Genomic DNA, 18,646 nt, shown 5'->3' with positions numbered 1-18,646 from the left:
GGGCGTTGGTGTAACTTTTTGACTGGCATCAAGGGAGCAATGAGCGTACATTCTTCGCGTAAACGACTGGTTGCGGGTAATTGGAAATTAAATGGCTCGCTTGATGGCAACAGCCGTCTGCTGCAAGAACTGCTCGTTCAGCCTGATGCTCAGGCAGATTGTGATGTGCTTGTATGCGTTCCTTATGTGTATTTGTCCCAGGTGGCAGGTATCTTGAAAGATTCGACCATCGCGGTCGGTGCTCAAGATGTCAGTGTCCACGCCAAGGGGGCGTATACCGGGGAGATCTCGGCGGCAATGCTGGTTGATGTGGGTTGTCGTTGGGTGATTGTCGGGCATTCCGAACGTCGTCAGTATCATCAGGAAAGCAGTGCTCAAGTCGCCGCCAAAGTTATTGCGGCACTGGATGCGGGCTTGACGCCGATTGTCTGTATTGGCGAGCAGTTGGCCGATCGCGAGGCAGGGCAGGAAACCTGTGTGGTGCAAGATCAACTCGAACCTATCAAGGCTCTTGGGGCCGAGGTGGTTTCCAAACTGGTGCTGGCCTATGAGCCGGTCTGGGCGATTGGTACGGGTCTGACCGCAACACCGGAGCAAGCGCAGCAAATGCATCAGCAGATTCGTGCCTACATGGAATCGGATCAGTTGCGTATTTTGTACGGTGGCAGTGTGAAAGCGGATAATGCCGCAGAGCTGTTTGCCATGCCGGATATTGATGGTGCCTTGGTGGGTGGTGCATCTTTGGATGCACAGGAATTTTTACGTATTGTGGCCGCTTAAAGGGTCTGGAGTCTTTAAATGCAAGATTGGATGTCTTCCGTTCTGATGGCGGTGCAGGTTATCTCCTCGCTGTTGATTATTGGTCTGGTTCTGCTGCAGCAAGGCAAGGGCGCTGATATGGGCTCGGCCTTTGGTGGCGGCTCGGCGGGTAGTGTGTTCGGCGCAGCAGGTGCGGCCAACTTTTTGTCGCGCATGACCAAATGGGTGGCAATTGTCTTTTTTGTGTCTACTGGCGGTTTGGCTTGGGTAGCTCATCACCCAGCCCAAAAAGCTGATGCGGGTGTGATGCAGGGGTATGAATCCTCTGTGCCTGGTGCAGCTTCATCGGGTGCTGCTTCGGTTCCTGCGCCAGCGGCTTCTGTACCTGCGCCAGCGGCTTCTGTACCTGCGCCAGCGGCTTCTGTACCTGCAGCGGTTCCTTCGGCAGCCCCTGAACCAAGCGCGCCAGCAGTTCCTGCTGCTGAGTAAGTCTGGCCTATTTGTGGGGTTCTTGTCGCTCTCTCTATAAGGGCTCACAAAGGTCACGCGCAGGATCTGAAGGTGCGATATCGAAGCCCGCTTTAAGGCGGGCTTCATTTATTTAGTGACGTTTATGCAAAATATGCCTGAGTACGGGCTTTTTTGGGTGTTTGGGCTTGTTTTGTACTGACAGTCTTACTTTTGTCATGCTAATATCGCTGTCTTGATTGCTTGCCGACGTGGTGGAATTGGTAGACACGCTATCTTGAGGGGGTAGTGGCGAAAGCTGTACGAGTTCGAGTCTCGTCGTCGGCACCAAACTAAAAAGTAAGAAAGCTTTGTGATTGCAGAGCCTGAAAATAAAACCTGATCCTGAAAAGGGCAGGTTTTTTTTTGCCATTTTTTTGGTGCTTAGTGTCTTGCTTAAATTGTAGGGTTTTGGGGTGTGCTGGGGTGTTTGTTCTGGTTTGAAAAGAGCTTCGGCTGGGTCAGTGTGTTCTGAGTTTTGTTAAATCCTTGTTTCTCGTAATATGAGAAATTGTTGTTGTCACTGCTTTGGGTGTCCCGAGTTTGGGATGGGCTTTAGAGGCTTACTTCCAGTTAGGCGGCAGAGTTTGTTTTTTTTATTGTGTTTCCATAGAGCCAGTATTGGCGACTGATTGCCAGCAGAAGTTAAAGCAAGTTCTTAAGAGGGTTTTGGCTTTAGCTCGCTAATTGTCGTCCTTGGTTGAGGTGGCTTGGAAAGCCGCTGTAAGTGGGTTTTTGTTGTGTATAGCCAACAAGCTGTGCACAAAGATTCACGTTTCCGAAGGGTTTCGTAGTCAAGCGACGGGAATTTTGATGCAATAGCGTTAACTTCCCATCGCGGAGTTAGAAAGAGCAGCAGCACTGTTGTAGTTGGGCTGCTCTGATTTACTCAAATCTACGGAGATTTCTTACATGAAAAAGACTCTGCTCGCTGCTGCTCTGATGGCCGGCTTCGCTGGCGTCGCACACGCAGAAACGTCTGTCACCCTGTACGGTATTCTGGACGGTGGTATCGGTTACCAAAAATTCAAAGGCACTGAAAACTACACCTCCAACGGTAACGGTGGCTCTTACGAACAGAAGAAAACCGGTATGATCAACGGCATCCAGTCGGGTAACCGCTGGGGTCTGAAAGGTTCCGAAGATCTGGGTGATGGCCTGCGCGCTGTATTCCAACTGGAAAGCGGCTTTGACCTGTCCACCGGTAAATCCGCTCAAGGTGGTCGTCTGTTCGGTCGTCAGGCCACTTTGGGTCTGGCTGGTGACAGCTGGGGTCAACTGGACTTCGGTCGCCAAACTAACATCGCCTCCAAATACCTGCCAGGCGTAGCCGATCCTTTCGGCGGTGGTTTCGACCAAGCTAACATCGGTGGTGCTTTCACAGCTGCTAACACCACTCGTTACGACAACATGGTCATGTACCAAACCCCTAACTTCTCCGGCTTCCAGTTTGGCGTTGGTTACTCCTTCAATGCTGACGGTGCTCAAGAGTACAAAATTAACGAAGTTGGTAACAACCTAGACGGTCTGGAGCGCAACCAGCGCGCTGTGACCACTGGTCTGCGTTACGTTAACGGTCCTATCGGTGTTGCTCTGACATACGATCAGTTCAAGACTGCTGAGAGCCGTGCCGGTAATCAGGTTGTTGGTGGTGACACTGTCAAGTCTTGGAACATTGGTGGTAGCTACGACTTTGAAGTTGTGAAGGCTTACTTGGCTTTCGGTCAAACCCGTGACGGTTTGTTCGCTGCCCAGTCTTACAGCGGTTTTGGCTTGGGTGACTTGTTTGCTTCCAATCCTGCTTTGAATGATAGCCTGGACGGCCTGAAAGTTAATTCCTACTTGGTCGGTTTGTCCGCTCCTGTGGGTGCCGGTACTGTGATGGGTTCTTGGACGATGGCTGATCCTCGTTCGGCTCCAGACACGCTGGCTAACACCAATCTGTCTTGGGAAATGAAGAAACAGCACACGTTCAGCCTGGGTTACAGCCACCCACTGAGCAAGCGCACGAACGTGTACGCAATTGGTTCCTACGCCAAAAACGTTTACTTCATGCCTGATGCTAAGTCGACTCTGATCGGCGTTGGTCTGCGTCACCAGTTCTAATCGTTTCGCGTAGCTTGCCTACGCGTTGCGAAAGGCGAATTTTCGAATTCGTCTGAACTGCAGAAGTATAAAAAGCCATCCTTCGGGATGGCTTTTTTATTGCCGTTTTTTTTGAGGTGTCTTTTTAAGTCTGTTTGGGCTATAGCGACTTTATTTGGCTTTGCTGCTAGTGTTGGTATGTGTTTGCTGTTGAGTTAAGGTGGTGGGTTTCTTGGGGTAGTGCTCTGTTGTTGTGGTGTAGGGTCTGGGGCTGCAGCTTGAATGCGTGCTAAGTCCGTCTAACAGACGTTGCGACTGCTTGGTCTTGTTTGGCTTGCTTACAAAATAAGCAGGAAAAAATCCTTTTCTTCTGCTTGGTGGCTGACATTTACCTTACAAAAACGAGTAAGATGTTTAATTGAGGTCTACAATCGCAACCCTTAATAGAATAAATAATCAATAGTTGAAGGGTTTCCAGTCAGGTAGCTGACAGTTTTTGCGGCGTGGGTGCAACACCCGCGCATAGATGTAATGCTTTGGGGTTATCCCCCAAAACTGTGCTCTCAAAATGCTACAATCCAAGAGTTTATTTACTGCGATTGGATGCTTTGCATGAACCTGCAAGAGTACTTTCCCGTTTTGCTATTTATCATCGTTGCCACTGGGATTGGCCTGGCCTTACTTTTGGTCGGTCGAGTGCTCGGTCCTAACCGGCCCGATGCTGAAAAGCTCTCTCCTTACGAATGCGGTTTTGAAGCATTCGGCGATTCGCGCATGAAGGTGGACATTCGTTACTACCTGATCGCGATTCTGTTCATCATGTTCGATCTGGAAATCGCTTTTCTGTTTCCCTGGGCCATGGCCAATGGAACAGTAGGCCTGGTCGGTTTCTGGACCGTTATGGCGTTCCTGGCCGTTTTGACGGTCGGTTTTATCTACGAATGGAAAAAAGGCGCTCTGGATTGGGAATAACCCATTCATAGAGAACCCTGTCGGGGTTTTCGCGTCTGCTGCTGGGCATAAGGGGCACGAGGATGCGTCTTGATGACAGCGGGTTTGGTCAGCAACAGGATAGGCCGGGGCTTCCCAGGCTCTGATCCGGCAAAAGGCAACTACTATGGCTATCGACGGCATTCTCAAAGAAGGTTTTGTGACGACCAGTGCAGACAAGTTTCTGAACTGGGCAAAAACAGGGTCCATGTGGCCCATGACATTTGGTCTGGCCTGTTGTGCAGTGGAAATGATGCACGCTGGTGCGGCTCGTTATGACCTGGACCAGTTTGGCATTATTTTTCGTCCCAGCCCTCGTCAATCTGACTTGATGATTGTGGCGGGCACTCTGTGCAACAAGATGGCGCCTGCCTTGCGCAAGGTGTACGACCAGATGGCTGAGCCACGCTGGGTTGTTTCCATGGGCTCCTGTGCCAATGGTGGCGGTTACTACCACTACTCTTACTCGGTTGTGCGCGGCTGTGATCGCATCGTGCCGGTAGACGTGTACGTGCCGGGCTGTCCTCCAACCGCTGAGGCTTTGGTTTACGGCTTGCTCCAAATGCAGAACAAGATCCGTTTGACCAATACCATCGCACGCTGAACGGTTAGAACAGGCTAAACAAGACTATGACACGGCTAGAAACTTTAAAAACCAACTTGCTCTCTATTCTTGGTGAGCAGGCTGCGTTGACGCAAGCGCGCAATGAACTCACTTTGGAAGTGCCGGTTGATGCATGGCTCGATACCTGCACACTGCTGCGTGACCACGCTGACTTGCGCTTTGAGACCTGTATTGATTTGTGCGGGATTGATTATTCCGCCTGGAAAGCACCTACCTATCAGGCTGCATCGGCTCAGTTTCCTCACCGCTTTGCTGTTGTGTTGCATTTGATGTCCTTGAAGCACAACTGGCGTTTGCGTGTGCGCTGCTTTGTGCCCAACGACGATTTTCCCGCTTTGCCAACCCTGTTCGAGGTCTGGCCTTCGGTGAACTGGTTCGAGCGCGAGGCGTTTGACCTGTACGGCATTATTTTCGAGAACCACCCTGATCTGCGTCGCATCCTGACCGACTACGGTTTCATCGGCCATCCGTTCCGCAAAGACTTCCCCATCTCCGGCTACGTCGAAATGCGCTATGACACCGAGCAGAAGCGGGTCATTTACCAGCCCGTCACCATCGAGCCGCGTGAAATCACGCCACGTGTGGTGCGCGAGGATGATTACGGAATTGGGCGATAAGCATCATGGCAGAAATTCAAAACTACACCCTGAACTTTGGTCCTCAGCACCCCGCCGCACACGGTGTGTTGCGTTTGGTGCTTGAGCTGGACGGCGAAGTTATTCAGCGTGCTGACCCTCATATTGGTCTGTTGCACCGCGCCACCGAGAAACTGGCCGAAAACCGCACTTTTCTGCAAACCCTGCCTTATATGGACCGCTTGGACTATGTGTCCATGATGGTGAATGAACACGCCTACTGTATGGCTGTGGAGCGTCTGGTCGGTGTGCAGGTGCCTTTGCGTGCCCAGTACATCCGCGTCATGTTTGACGAGATCACTCGCATTCTGAACCACCTGATGTCCGTGGGTTCGCATGCGCTGGACGTGGGTGCCATGGCCGTGTTTCTGTACGCCTTTCGCGAGCGCGAAGACCTGATGGACTGCTACGAAGCGGTCTCCGGTGCTCGTTTGCACGCAGCTTACTACCGTCCAGGTGGCGTGTACCGTGATCTGCCCGGCAGCATGCCCCAGTACAAGGCCAACAAATACCGCTCCGACAAAGAACTGAAAGCCATGAACGAAGCGCGTTCAGGTTCCTTGTTGGATTTCATTGAAGACTTCACCAACCGTTTCCCTGCTTGTGTTGACGAGTACGAGACCTTGCTGACCGATAACCGTATCTGGAAGCAGCGTTTGGTGGGCGTAGGTGTGGTCGACGCTGATCGCGCCAAAGCGCTGGGCTTTACCGGCCCCATGCTGCGTGGTTCGGGCGTGGAGTGGGATCTGCGCAAGATGCAGCCCTACGAAGTCTACGACCGCGTCGAGTTTGATATTCCTGTGGGTCGCAACGGTGACTCTTACGACCGTTACCTGGTTCGTATCGCAGAAATGCGCGAGAGTAACCGCATCATCCGTCAGTGTGTGCAGTGGCTGCGCAACAACCCCGGCCCTGTCATCACGGATAACCACAAAGTGGCGCCGCCGTCGCGCGAACGCATGAAAACAGGGATGGAGGACCTGATCCACCATTTCAAACTGTTCTCCGAAGGGATGCACGTGCCGACTGGCGAAGTGTATGCCGGTGTGGAGCATCCCAAGGGCGAGTTTGGCATTTATCTGGTATCTGACGGCGGCAACAAGCCTTACCGCATGAAGATCCGTGCTCCGGGCTTCGTCCACTTGCAGGCCCTCGATGAAATGAGCCGCGGTCACATGATTGCTGACGCGGTCACGATCATCGGTACGCAGGACATTGTGTTTGGCGAGATCGACCGTTAAGGTCGCGCCTGGAAAAACGGAACCGAATTATGTTGCTTTCCGAAAAAGCCTACCAACAGATAGATAAGGAACTGAGCAAGTTCCCGGCAGATCAACGTCGCTCTGCCATCATGGCCTCCCTGGCCATTGCCCAGCAGGAAAAAGGCTGGGTATCGCCAGAAATTATCGAGGATGTTGCCCAATACATTGGCGTGGAGCCGATCGCGGTGCAGGAGGTTGCGACCTTCTACAACATGTTCCACACCAAACCCGTTGGTCGCGTCACTATTTCCGTTTGCACCAACTTGCCCTGTGCGCTGCGTGATGGCGTCAAGGCTGGCGAATACCTGAAAGAGAAGCTGGGTATCGAATATGGTGAAACCACGGCGGACGGCCAGTTCTCCCTGATCATGGGAGAGTGCATGGGTTCATGTGGTGATTCGCCCGTCATGTTGCTGAACAATCAGCACATGTGCGTGCGCATGGAAGCGGAGCGCATTGATGCCATGCTCGAAGAATTGAAGACACACGGAGAATCGGCATGATTGCACCGGACATTCTGCGCAAGTTCGCTCAGGGATTGGAACCTAACCCTGGTGGCGACCTGTCGCGCAGCATGATTTTTCATGATCGCCATATTCAGCCACAGATTCTGGCTGGTTTGAACGGCGACAACTGGGGCCTGGAAGAGTACGTCAAGCGTGGTGGCTATGAAGCCCTGCGTAAAGTATTGACCACTGGCATGAAACCCGAAGACGTGATTGCTGAAGTCAAGACTTCGGCGTTACGTGGTCGTGGTGGTGCAGGTTTCCCATCAGGTTTGAAGTGGAGCTTCATGCCTCGCAGCTTGCCCGGTCAAAAGTACCTGGTATGTAACTCCGACGAGGGTGAGCCCGGCACTTTTAAAGACCGCGATATTCTGCGTTTTAACCCGCACATCGTGATCGAAGGCATGGCCATTGCCGCCTACGCCATGGGCATTACCGTCGGCTACAACTACATCCACGGTGAAGTGTTTGAAATCTATCAGCGTTTTGAAGAAGCGCTGGAGCAGGCCCGCGCGGCAGGCTTTCTGGGTGACAAGATCCTGGGGTCGGACTTCAGCTTCCAACTGCATGCGTTCCACGGCTACGGCGCCTACATTTGCGGTGAAGAAACCGCATTGCTGGAGTCCCTGGAGGGCAAGAAGGGCCAGCCTCGCTTCAAGCCACCATTTCCAGCCAGTTTCGGTCTGTACGGCAAGCCAACGACCATCAACAATACCGAAACCTTCGCGGCTGTACCCTGGATTCTGCGCAACAGCGGCCAGGAATACCTGGAAGTAGGTATACCTAACGCCGGCGGCACCAAGATCTTCTCCATTACTGGCGACGTAGAGCGTCCCGGCAATTACGAAGTGCCTTTGGGTACCCCCTTTGCCACCTTGCTGGAACTGGCCGGTGGCATGCGTGACGGTCGCAAACTGAAAGCGGTGATCCCCGGTGGTTCCAGCTCGCCCGTTTTGCCCGCTGACATCATGATGGCCACCAACCTGGACTATGACTCCATTGCCAAGGCGGGTTCCATGCTGGGTTCGGGCGCTGTCATTGTGATGGACGAGACTCGTTGCATGGTCAAGTCCCTGCTGCGCCTGTCTTATTTTTACTATCACGAAAGCTGCGGCCAGTGTACGCCGTGCCGGGAAGGCACAGGCTGGTTGTGGCGTATGGTGCATCGTATCGAGAACGGTCAAGGTCGTCCGGAAGATCTGGACATGCTCGACGACATCGCACACAACATCATGGGCCGCACCATTTGCGCCCTGGGTGATGCTGCGGCCATGCCGGTGCGCAGTTTCGTTAAGCATTTCCGCGACGAGTTCGCACACCACATCGAGCATAAAGGCTGTGTGGTGCCTCAATATTTGTAGGCCAGGACAACGTAATGGTAGAACTCACCATCGATGGCATTAAAGTTGACGCCCCGGAAGGCAGCATGGTCATTCAGGCTGCCCATGACGCCGGGGTCTACGTGCCGCACTTCTGTTATCACAAAAAACTGAGTATTGCCGCCAACTGCCGCATGTGTTTGGTGGACGTGGAAAAAGCGCCCAAGCCTTTGCCTGCTTGCGCCACTCCCGTCACCAACGGCATGGTTGTGCGTACTCGTTCGGAAAAAGCTGTGGCTGCTCAAAAGAGCGTCATGGAATTTCTGCTGATCAACCACCCTCTGGATTGCCCCGTGTGTGACCAGGGCGGTGAGTGTCAGCTGCAGGATCTGGCCGTGGGTTACGGTGGCTCCGAGTCGCGCTACAAGGAAGAGAAGCGCGTCGTGGCCGCCAAATCCATGGGCCCGCTGATTTCGACCGAAGCCATGCAGCGTTGCATTCACTGCACCCGCTGCGTGCGTACTGGTGAAGAAATCGCCGGTGTCCAAGAGGTTGGTATGCTCAACCGTGGCGAACACGCCGAAATCACCACCTTTGTGGGTCGCGCAGTCGAGTCCGAGTTGTCGGGCAACATGATTGACGTTTGTCCTGTGGGTGCCTTGTTGTCCAAACCTTTCCGTTTCAATGCCCGTACCTGGGAATTGGCCCGTCGTCGCAGCGTTAGCCCGCACGACAGCGTGGGTGCCAACCTGGTACTGCAAGCCAAGATGGACAAGGTACTGCGTGTTGTTCCTTTCGAGAACGACGAAGTCAACGAGTGCTGGATCAGCGACCGTGACCGTTTCTCCTACGAAGGCCTGTACACCGAAGATCGTCTGACTCGCCCCATGGTGCGTGGTGATGATGGCCAGTGGCGTGAAGCCTCCTGGAACGACGCCATGCAAACCATCGTTGCCGGCATGAATGCCGTACGCGAGAAGTTTGGTGCAGATCAATTGGGCTGTATTGGTTCGGCTACCTCCACAACCGAAGAACTGGCTTTGCTGGCTCGTCTGGGTCGTGCGCTGGGTACCGAAAACGTGGACTTCCGTCTGCGTCAAACCGATGCCCGTCTGGATGGCGCTCTGGCCGGTGTGCCTTGGTTGGGTATGCCCCTGACGGCCTTGAACGAGCTGGATCGCGTTCTGGTCGTGGGTTCCTTCCTGCGCAAAGATCACCCCTTGATGGCTCAGCGTCTGCGTCAGGCAGTCAAACGCGGTGCTCAAGTTTCCTTTATTGATTCGGCTGCCGATAATCCATTGTTCAATGCGATTGCTGGCCGCATGACGGTGGCTCCCAGCCAGTTGGCCAATTCCCTGGCTCAAGTGCTGGTTGCCGTTGCCAAAGCCAAAGACAGCGCCGTTCCTGCTGGTCTGGAAGGCGTACAGGTTTCTGCTGAAGCTCAGCAGATTGCTGACAGCCTGGCCTCTGGCGAACGCGTGGCCATCTTGCTGGGCAATATGGCGGTCAACTCGGATCAGGCCAGCGTGATTGCTGCCAACGCCAATGCCATTGCACAGGCTAGCGGTGCCAAGTTGGGTTTCCTGACTGCCGGTGGTAACACCGTCGGTGGTTACCTGGCCAACGCCGTACCAGGCAAGGGCGGTTTGACTGCCGAGCAAATGCTGGCTCAGACCCTGCGTGCCTACCTGGTTCTGAACGTCGAGCCTGCTCTGGACAGCGATCTGGGCGAGCGTGCTGTAGAAACACTGAAGTCCGCCACCTTCTCGGTCGCGCTGACTTCCTATCGTTCCGCTGCCGAGCAGTGGGCCGATGTCATGCTGCCCGTGTCTCCGTTCACTGAAACCTCCGGTACCTTTGTGAACGCCGAAGGCCGTGTACAAAGCTTCAAGGGTGCTGCTGCTCCCGTGGGCGATACGCGTCCGGCCTGGAAGGTTCTGCGCGTACTGGGCAATTTGTTCCAACTGGATGGTTTTGACGACGAAACCTCCGAATCGGTTCGTGACTCTGTTATGGCTGCCGGTGTGGAATCGCGTCTGTCCAACCAGATCAATCTGGCTGCCAGCGTGCTGCCTGCCGCTAGCGGTCTGGAGCGTGTGGCTGATGTGCCTATCTACCGCAGCGATGCGCTGGTGCGCCGTTCGGCTCCTTTGCAGGAAACACCTGCTTCGGCCGCCCCTACGGCTCGCATGGCCGCCGCCACGCTGACTCAACTGGGTTTGGCCGACGGCGATCTGGTGAAGGTTCGTTCTTCGCAAGGCGAAGTCAGCTTGCCAGCTCAGCTGGATGACACCGTGGCATTGAACTCGGTGCGTGTTGCCACCGCTTTTTCTGAAACTGCCGCTTTGGGTAGCGCATTCGGTCAATTGACAGTGGAGCGTGCATAACATGGAATTTCTCTCTGCCATCAATAGCTACGGTTCGGACCTGCTGGGTCCGGACGCATGGTATGTGGTGTGGACGCTGCTGAAGATTGTTGCTATCGCGGTGCCCGTCATTCTGTGTGTTGCTTACCTGACCTACTGGGAACGCAAGATGATCGGCTTCATGCACGTTCGTCTGGGACCGACCCGTGTTGGTTACCGCGGCTTGCTGCAGCCTTTCGCTGACGTTTTCAAACTGCTGACCAAAGAGCTGATCGTGCCGGCGAAGTCCAACAAGGTTCTGTACCTGTTGGCTCCGGTAGTGACGCTGATGCCTGCTTTAGCCGCCTGGGCTGTGATTCCTTTCAGCCCTGATGTGGTCCTGGCCGACGTTAACGCCGGTTTGTTGTACATTCTGGCGATTACCTCGCTGGGCGTGTACGGTGTGATCGTGGCTGGTTGGGCATCCAACTCCAAGTACGCCTTGCTAGGTGGTCTGCGTGCCGCCGCTCAGGTGCTGTCCTACGAACTGGCCATCGGCTTTGTCCTGATTACCGTGCTGCTGGTGTCCGGCACGCTGAATCTGTCGGGTATCGTGGTCGGTCAGACTCAGGGTTACTTTGCGGACAAGGGCTTGAACTTCCTGTCCTGGAACTGGCTGCCACTGCTGCCACTGTTTGTGATCTACGTGATTTCCGCCGTTGCTGAAACCAACCGTCACCCGTTTGACGTGGTGGAAGGCGAATCGGAAATTGTGGCCGGTCCTATGGTGGAGTACTCCGGTACCGGTTTCGCTCTGTTCTTCTTGGGCGAATATGCCAACATGATTTTCTTGTCGGCTCTGGCGTCCATCATGTTCTTGGGTGGCTGGACTCCAATCGTCGAGTTCGCTCCATTTACCTGGATTCCGGGGTGGCTGTGGCTGGGTCTGAAGACCTTTGTCGTGGTCTCCATGTTCATCTGGTTCCGTGCAACGTTCCCACGTTACCGCTATGACCAGATCATGCGTTTGGGCTGGAAAGTATTTATCCCGCTGACCGGTGTTTGGCTGGTTATTGTGGCGATCTGGATGCAGACGCCCTGGAACATCTGGCAATAAGGCTAAGGGGCAAGATTATGGAAGCAATCAAAGATTTCTTTGGCAGCCTGATGCTGTCCGAGATGCTCAAAGGCATGCGCCTGACGGGGAAGTATTTCTTCAAGCGTAAAGTGACGCTGCGTTATCCCGTTGAAACCACGCCCGCTTCGCCACGTTTTCGCGGTTTGCACGCTTTGCGTCGCTACGAAAACGGCGAAGAGCGTTGCATCGCGTGCAAACTGTGCGAGGCAGTATGTCCCGCCATGGCTATCTCGATCGAATCGGCCGAACGTGAGGACGGCACCCGTCGCACCACGCGTTACGACATCGATCTGGCCAAGTGTATTTTCTGTGGATTCTGTGAAGAAAGCTGCCCGGTCGATTCGATCGTGGAAACGCATATTCACGAATACCACGGCGAAAAACGCGGCGATTTGTACTACACCAAGGACATGCTGCTGGCTATCGGTGATCGCTACGAAGACGAGATCGCTCGTCGTCGTGCCGCAGATGCACCTTATCGCTAAGGCCGGAGCTCTACACTCATGTTATTTACTACTGTTCTGTTTTATGTGTTGGCGCTGGTGATGGTGGTGGCCGCGTATCGCGTGATCGCTGCCAAAAACCCGGTTACGGCCGTATTGCACTTGATTCTGGTGTTCTTCACGGCCGCCATGATGTGGATCACCATGGGGGCCGAGTTCCTGGGCCTTTTGCTGGTGGTGGTCTATGTGGGCGCGGTGATGGTGATGTTCCTGTTCGTCATCATGATGCTGGACGTACGTCAGGAATCCGCTGCCAAGAAATTCAAGGCTCATGTGCCGATGGGGCTGTTGATCGGCGCCATCATGGTTCTGGAAATGGGCTTTGTGCTGACCAAGCTGTGGTTCACAACGGCACCTGCTGCCGCAGTGGCTGCGGACTACAACAACACCCGCGTCATTGGCGAGTTGATGTACTCCCAGTATGTACTGGCGGTGTTGCTGGGCGGCATTGTGCTGCTGGTTGGCATGATCTCGGCCATTGCGCTGACTCTGCGTAAACGTGAGGGTGTCAAGCGCACCGTCTCCAGCGAACAGGTCAAGGTTCGCGCCAAAGACCGTCTGCGCATGGTTTCTATTCCTTCTCAAACCGAAAAGCCGTCGGTGTCCAGTTCGGCTGACGCTGTCGTGCCAGGAGACAAATGATGATGACGCTGACGCTTGCGCACTATTTGGTCCTGGGCGCTGTGCTGTTCACGATCGGCCTGTTTGGCTTTTTCCTGAACCGTCGCAACCTGATTATCCTGCTCATGTCTGTTGAGCTGATTCTTTTGTCGGCCAACATGAACTTTGTGGCCTTCTCAACGTGGATGGGCAACGAGGCCGGTCAGGTGTTTGTCTTTTTCGTCCTGACGGTCGCAGCGGCCGAGGCGGCCATTGGTCTTGCAATTCTGGTTCTGTTGTTCCGTAACCTTAATTCGATCAATGTCCAAGATCTCGACCAGCTCAAGGGTTGATGGGATAGCACACTAATGAACTCCATAAATCTTTACTTAACGATTGCGCTTGCCCCCCTGGTGGGCTCGGCGCTAGCCGGTTTGTTCGGTACCGGCTTTCTGGGTCGATTTATCGGCAAGACAGGCGCTCACCTGATCACGATCGCGGGCGTGCTGCTTTCTTTTGTCGGCTCGGTCATGGTCCTGTTTCAGGTTCTGGACGGCCAGACCTTCAATGGTCCGGTCTACACCTGGATCACCATTGGCAGCATTCAGTGGGACATCGGTTTTCTGATCGACAAGCTCACTGCCCTGATGATGGTGGTGGTCACTTCCGTGTCGTTGATGGTGCACATCTACACCATTGGCTACATGAAAGATGACCCCGGTTATCAGCGTTTTTTCTCCTACATCTCGCTGTTTACCTTCTCGATGCTGATGCTGGTCATGTCCAACAACATGCTGCAGTTGTTCTTCGGTTGGGAAGCAGTGGGTCTGGTCTCCTACCTGCTGATTGGTTTCTGGTACGAGCGCAAGACCGCGATTTTCGCCAACATGAAGGCCTTCCTGGTCAACCGTGTGGGTGACTTCGGTTTTGCTCTGGGGATTGGCTTGCTCTACGCCTACACCGGCTCCATGAACTACAGCGACGTGTTCGCCAAGGTTCAGGAACTGAGCACCATGACATTCCCCGGTACCGACTGGCAATTGCTGACCGTTGCGGCTCTGGCCCTGTTTGTAGGTGCCATGGGTAAATCGGCTCAGGTTCCTTTGCACAGCTGGTTGCCTGATTCCATGGAAGGTCCTACTCCTATCTCGGCACTGATTCACGCCGCGACCATGGTGACGGCCGGTATCTTCATGGTGGCGCGTTTCTCGCCTGTGTTTGAACAGTCGACAACCGCGCTGTCCTTCATCATCGTGATCGGTGCAACCGGTGCCTTGTTCCTGGGCTTGCTGGGTATTATCCAGAACGACGTCAAACGCGTTGTGGCGTACTCCACCTTGTCCCAGCTCGGTTACATGACGGTGGCTCTGGGAGCTTCGGCTTACTCGGCCGCTGTGTTCCACCTGATGACGCACGCCTTCTTCAAAGCCTTGCTGTTCCTGGGCGCTGGTTCGGTCATTATCGGCATGCATCATGATCAGGACATCCGCAACATGGGTGGTCTGCGCAAGTACATGCCTATTACCTGGCTGACATTCCTGATCGGTACGCTGGCGCTGGTGGGTACACCGTTCTTCTCGGGTTTCTATTCGAAAGAGCACATCATCGAAGCCGCAGGCGAAGCTGGCATTTGGGGTTCGACCTATGCTTACTACGCCACACTGATCGGTGTGTTCGTCACCTCGCTGTACTCCTTCCGTCTGTATTTCCTGGTCTTCCACGGCAAAGAGCGCTTCCGTGATGTCAAACACGACGAGTCGCATGGTCATGACGATCATCACGCTCACGGTGGTGATCCTCACGAGTCGCCCTGGGTGGTGACGCTGCCTCTGGTTCTGCTGGCCATTCCATCGATTTTCGCTGGTATCTGGTTTGTGGATCCGCTGCTGTTCGGTGGTTACTTTGACGGCATTGTTACGGTTCTGCCCGACCACCCTGCAATGGCAAACCTGGCTGCCCACTGGACTGATTGGATGGCATATGCCTTGCATGGTTTTGTGACGGTGCCATTCTGGCTGGTTGTAGCCGGTGCTGTGGTGGCTTGGTACATGTACCTGGTCAATCCCGCCTTGCCTGCCGCTATCAAAAAGAACTGCTCTTTTATCTACCGTATCCTGGAGAACAAGTACTACGTTGATTGGTTCAACGAGCAAGTGCTGTCTCGTGGCGTTCGCTGCCTGGGTACGGGCCTTTGGAAAGGTGCTGACCGCGGTCTGATTGACGGCCTGGTGGTCAACGGTAGTGCGCGCGTAGTGGGCTGGGTGGCTGCAATCAGCCGTCATATCCAGTCCGGCTATGTCTATCACTACGCCTTTGCCATGATCCTCGGGATCCTGGCGCTCTTATCCTTTTTTGTACTGACGGTTCGGTAATGGCTAGCGATATGGCGTCTTCTACTCTTCCTTGGTTAACGCTGGCGATTTTCGTACCCATCGTCGCTGGCCTGTTGGTGCTGGCTCTGGGGCGTGATGATCGTCCCACCTTCACCCGCTGGCTGGCTCTGCTGGGTTCGATTGCCGGTCTTGTTGTCACTATTCCTCTGTACACGGGCTTCAATCCCGGTACAGCCGACATGCAGTTTGTCGAGCTGGCCCCCTGGATTGATGCCTTCAAGGTGAATTACCACCTTGGTGTGGACGGTATTTCCATGTGGTTTGTTCTGCTGACCGCTTTCATCACGGTGATCGTGGTGCTGGCGGGCTGGCAGGTGATTACCAGCCGCGTGGCGCAATACATGGGTGCCTTCCTGATCCTGTCGGGTCTGATGGTTGGCGTGTTTGCCGCTCTGGATGGCTTGCTGTTCTACGTGTTCTTTGAAGCCACGCTGATCCCGATGTATCTGATTATCGGTATCTGGGGTGGTCCAAACCGCGTGTATGCATCGGTCAAGTTCTTCCTTTACACCCTGATGGGCTCCCTGCTGACGCTGGTTGCTTTCATCTACCTGTGGAACGTGTCCGGCGGCACCTTCGATATCCTGACCTGGCACAAAGTCCCCCTGGACTACACCACGCAGGTGCTGATCTTTGCGGCGCTGTTCATGGCGTTTGCAGTGAAAGTGCCTATGTGGCCTGTCCACACCTGGTTGCCGGATGCCCACGTGGAAGCACCTACCGGTGGTTCCGTGGTGCTGGCTGCCATCATGTTGAAACTGGGTGCTTACGGTTTCCTGCGCTTTTCCCTGCCCATCGCTCCTGATGCCTCGCAAGGTCTGGCCGGAATCATTATTGCCTTGTCCCTGGTCGCGGTGATCTACATTGGTCTGGTCGCCATCGTTCAGGACGATATGAAAAAGCTGGTGGCTTACTCCTCTGTGGCTCACATGGGTTTTGTCACACTGGGCTTTTTCGTATTCAACACCACGGGTATGGAAGGCGCGATCATGCAAATGATCTCGCACGGTTTCGTGTCTGGCGCCATGTTCCTGTGTATTGGCGTTCTGTACGACCGTCTGCACAGCCGCCAAATTGCCGATTACGGTGGTGTGGTCAAGGTCATGCCTCGTTTCGTCACCTTCTTTGTGCTGTTCTCGATGGCCAACAGCGGTTTGCCAGGCACCAGCGGTTTTATCGGTGAGTTCACCGTCATCATGGGTGCGGTTGAGTACAACTTCTGGATTGGTCTGTTGACTGCAACAGCGCTGATTACAGGTGCGTCTTACTCGCTGTGGATGCTCAAACGTGTGGCTTTTGGCCCTGTCGGTAACGACAAGGTTGCCGGCATGAGCGACCTGAGCGGCCGTGAGTTCTTCGTTCTTGGCGTAATGGCGATTGCGGTGCTGGGCATGGGTGTCTATCCCAAGCCGTTCACCGAGGTCATGCACGTTTCGGTTGAAGCGTTGCTGCAACACGTCTCCATCTCGAAACTGTAGGCCGAATCACTATGGATACTACCTTTAACTTTTCTCTGGCTTTGCCCGAGATCCTGCTCCTGGTTCTGGCTTCGTGTGTGCTGATTTTTGATGCATTCAGTACACACAAACAGCGCCACTCGACGTTTGTTTTCAGCCTGCTGACGCTTGCCGTGGTTGCGGCCAGCGTGGCCTGGCAGTGGTCCAAGGGCGTTAGCGGCGTCTCGTTCGGTGGCCTGTTCGTCGTGGACGAGATGGCTCACTTCCTGAAGCTGCTCTCGTGTGCAGCCGTGGCCGCCACCCTGATTTACGGCCGTGAATACGCTGAGCAGCGTGACATGATGGAACGTGGTGGTGAGTTGTACACCCTGACTCTGATGGCTCTGCTGGGCCAGATGATCATGATTTCGGCCAACAGCATGTTGACGGCTTATCTGGGTGTGGAGCTGATGTCCTTTGCGCTGTACGCACTGGTTGCGCTGCGTCGTGAACATCGCCAGTCCATCGAAGCGGCTCTGAAGTACTTCGTGCTGGGTGCTTTGGCATCGGGTATCTTGCTGTACGGTATGTCCATGATTTTTGGCGCTACCGGCCATCTGGAATTCCCGCTCATCGCTGAAGTCATCTCCAACGGTCAAGCCGAGCGTCTGGCTCTGGTCTTTGGTGTGGTGTTTGTGGTGGCTGGTCTGGCCTTCAAATTGACGGCGGCTCCTTTCCACATGTGGACACCGGACGTCTACCAAGGCGCCCCAACCACCGTCACCCTGATCATCGGTGCTGCTCCCAAACTGGCTGCTTTTGCCGTGACCATGCGCTTCCTGGTTGAAGCCTTGCACGGTATTGCCGTGGACTGGCAGCCTATGTTGCTGATCATGGCCGTGCTGTCGCTGGCTCTGGGTAACCTGACGGCGATCATGCAAAAGAATCTCAAGCGTATGCTTGCGTATTCGACCATCTCGCACATGGGTTTCATTTTCCTGGGCTTGCTGGCTGGCGTGTTCAATGGCGAGACTCACTCTCAAGCCTACGGCGCTTCGTTGTTCTACGTGGTGATCTACGTTCTGACCACACTGAGCACCTTCGGCCTGATTCTGATCTTGAGCCGTCGCGGTTTTGAATGTGAAAACATCAGCGACCTGAAAGGTCTGAACCGTCGCAACCCTGGCTTGGCTCTGGTCTGGCTGCTGTCCATGTTCTCCCTGGCTGGTATTCCTCCGCTGTCCGGCTTTGCCGCCAAGCTGAGTGTTCTGCAGGCCGTGGTGGGGGCGGGCTATGTCTGGCTGGCCGTGTTTGCCGTGATCATGTCCCTGATTGGTGCTTTCTACTACCTGCGTGTCGTGAAGGTTGTTTACTTTGACGAACCCGAAGGTGAAGCGCATCCTGTGGCAACAGGCTTGATGACCAAGCTGGTCATGATGGTGAACGGTGTTCTGATTATCGGCCTGGGCTTGTTGCCGGGTGGCCTGATGGATACCTGCATCCGCGTGATTCAGTCTTCCTTGCAGTTTTAAGTAGGTAGCAC

Annotated in this window: 17 protein-coding genes and 1 tRNA gene; all 18 read left to right on the top strand. The window is 54.5% G+C overall.

Going from position 1 to position 18,646, the window contains the following annotated elements:
• Positions 1 to 39 precede the first annotated feature (39 nt).
• Positions 40 to 780, top strand: a complete 741-nt coding sequence (gene tpiA / locus AC6I6N_RS07140; RefSeq protein WP_094197360.1) for a triose-phosphate isomerase — start codon at positions 40 to 42, stop codon at positions 778 to 780.
• Positions 781 to 798: 18 nt separating this feature from the next.
• Complete coding sequence (secG, locus tag AC6I6N_RS07135; RefSeq protein ID WP_497943341.1) at positions 799 to 1,248, top strand: preprotein translocase subunit SecG; 450 nt, start codon at positions 799 to 801, stop codon at positions 1,246 to 1,248.
• Positions 1,249 to 1,472: 224 nt separating this feature from the next.
• Positions 1,473 to 1,557 (top strand) — tRNA-Leu (locus AC6I6N_RS07130).
• A gap of 621 nt (positions 1,558 to 2,178) precedes the next feature.
• Positions 2,179 to 3,372, top strand: coding sequence for a porin (locus AC6I6N_RS07125; RefSeq protein WP_497943340.1), 1,194 nt, complete (start codon positions 2,179 to 2,181; stop codon positions 3,370 to 3,372).
• A gap of 591 nt (positions 3,373 to 3,963) precedes the next feature.
• Positions 3,964 to 4,323 carry an NADH-quinone oxidoreductase subunit A gene (locus AC6I6N_RS07120; protein WP_003801061.1) on the top strand — a complete coding sequence of 120 codons (360 nt, stop codon included), beginning with the start codon at positions 3,964 to 3,966 and terminating at the stop codon, positions 4,321 to 4,323.
• Between the two features lie 145 nt (positions 4,324 to 4,468).
• Positions 4,469 to 4,945: a NuoB/complex I 20 kDa subunit family protein gene (locus AC6I6N_RS07115; protein WP_003801059.1), complete on the top strand. Its 477-nt coding sequence runs from the start codon at positions 4,469 to 4,471 to the stop codon at positions 4,943 to 4,945.
• 26 nt (positions 4,946 to 4,971) lie between these two features.
• On the top strand, positions 4,972 to 5,583 hold the full coding sequence (locus AC6I6N_RS07110; protein ID WP_042482529.1) for an NADH-quinone oxidoreductase subunit C: 612 nt from the start codon (positions 4,972 to 4,974) through the stop codon (positions 5,581 to 5,583).
• Positions 5,584 to 5,588: 5 nt separating this feature from the next.
• Positions 5,589 to 6,842 carry an NADH-quinone oxidoreductase subunit D gene (locus AC6I6N_RS07105; protein WP_094197357.1) on the top strand — a complete coding sequence of 418 codons (1,254 nt, stop codon included), beginning with the start codon at positions 5,589 to 5,591 and terminating at the stop codon, positions 6,840 to 6,842.
• A 29-nt stretch (positions 6,843 to 6,871) separates the two neighbouring features.
• On the top strand, positions 6,872 to 7,366 hold the full coding sequence (gene nuoE / locus AC6I6N_RS07100; protein WP_026483139.1) for an NADH-quinone oxidoreductase subunit NuoE: 495 nt from the start codon (positions 6,872 to 6,874) through the stop codon (positions 7,364 to 7,366).
• Positions 7,363 to 8,730, top strand: coding sequence for an NADH-quinone oxidoreductase subunit NuoF (gene nuoF, locus AC6I6N_RS07095; RefSeq protein WP_094197356.1), 1,368 nt, complete (start codon positions 7,363 to 7,365; stop codon positions 8,728 to 8,730). The genes nuoE and nuoF overlap by 4 nt, the downstream gene beginning before the upstream one ends.
• 14 nt (positions 8,731 to 8,744) lie before the next feature.
• Positions 8,745 to 11,075, top strand: a complete 2,331-nt coding sequence (gene nuoG / locus AC6I6N_RS07090; protein WP_153230682.1) for an NADH-quinone oxidoreductase subunit NuoG — start codon at positions 8,745 to 8,747, stop codon at positions 11,073 to 11,075.
• Between the two features lies 1 nt (position 11,076).
• The gene (nuoH, locus tag AC6I6N_RS07085) at positions 11,077 to 12,150 is read left to right on the top strand and encodes an NADH-quinone oxidoreductase subunit NuoH (RefSeq protein WP_108727774.1); all 1,074 of its coding nucleotides are present in this window, start codon (positions 11,077 to 11,079) and stop codon (positions 12,148 to 12,150) included.
• Positions 12,151 to 12,167: 17 nt separating this feature from the next.
• Positions 12,168 to 12,656 carry an NADH-quinone oxidoreductase subunit NuoI gene (gene nuoI, locus AC6I6N_RS07080; RefSeq protein ID WP_003801051.1) on the top strand — a complete coding sequence of 163 codons (489 nt, stop codon included), beginning with the start codon at positions 12,168 to 12,170 and terminating at the stop codon, positions 12,654 to 12,656.
• 18 nt (positions 12,657 to 12,674) lie between these two features.
• Complete coding sequence (locus tag AC6I6N_RS07075; RefSeq protein ID WP_042482517.1) at positions 12,675 to 13,316, top strand: NADH-quinone oxidoreductase subunit J; 642 nt, start codon at positions 12,675 to 12,677, stop codon at positions 13,314 to 13,316.
• A 2-nt stretch (positions 13,317 to 13,318) separates the two neighbouring features.
• Positions 13,319 to 13,627 carry an NADH-quinone oxidoreductase subunit NuoK gene (nuoK, locus tag AC6I6N_RS07070; RefSeq protein ID WP_026483136.1) on the top strand — a complete coding sequence of 103 codons (309 nt, stop codon included), beginning with the start codon at positions 13,319 to 13,321 and terminating at the stop codon, positions 13,625 to 13,627.
• Between the two features lie 15 nt (positions 13,628 to 13,642).
• Positions 13,643 to 15,646, top strand: a complete 2,004-nt coding sequence (gene nuoL, locus AC6I6N_RS07065; RefSeq protein ID WP_125277930.1) for an NADH-quinone oxidoreductase subunit L — start codon at positions 13,643 to 13,645, stop codon at positions 15,644 to 15,646.
• Positions 15,647 to 15,657: 11 nt separating this feature from the next.
• The gene (locus tag AC6I6N_RS07060; RefSeq protein ID WP_166727102.1) at positions 15,658 to 17,145 is read left to right on the top strand and encodes an NADH-quinone oxidoreductase subunit M; all 1,488 of its coding nucleotides are present in this window, start codon (positions 15,658 to 15,660) and stop codon (positions 17,143 to 17,145) included.
• A gap of 11 nt (positions 17,146 to 17,156) precedes the next feature.
• A complete protein-coding gene (gene nuoN, locus AC6I6N_RS07055; protein ID WP_108727772.1) occupies positions 17,157 to 18,635 on the top strand; it encodes an NADH-quinone oxidoreductase subunit NuoN in 1,479 nt (492 codons plus the stop codon).
• The last annotated feature ends 11 nt before the right edge of the window (positions 18,636 to 18,646 follow it).

The organism is Alcaligenes sp. LTN-3 (assembly GCF_059735605.1).
The sequence above is the reverse complement of the archived record's forward strand: the minus strand, read 5'-3'. Positions and strand labels throughout refer to the sequence as shown.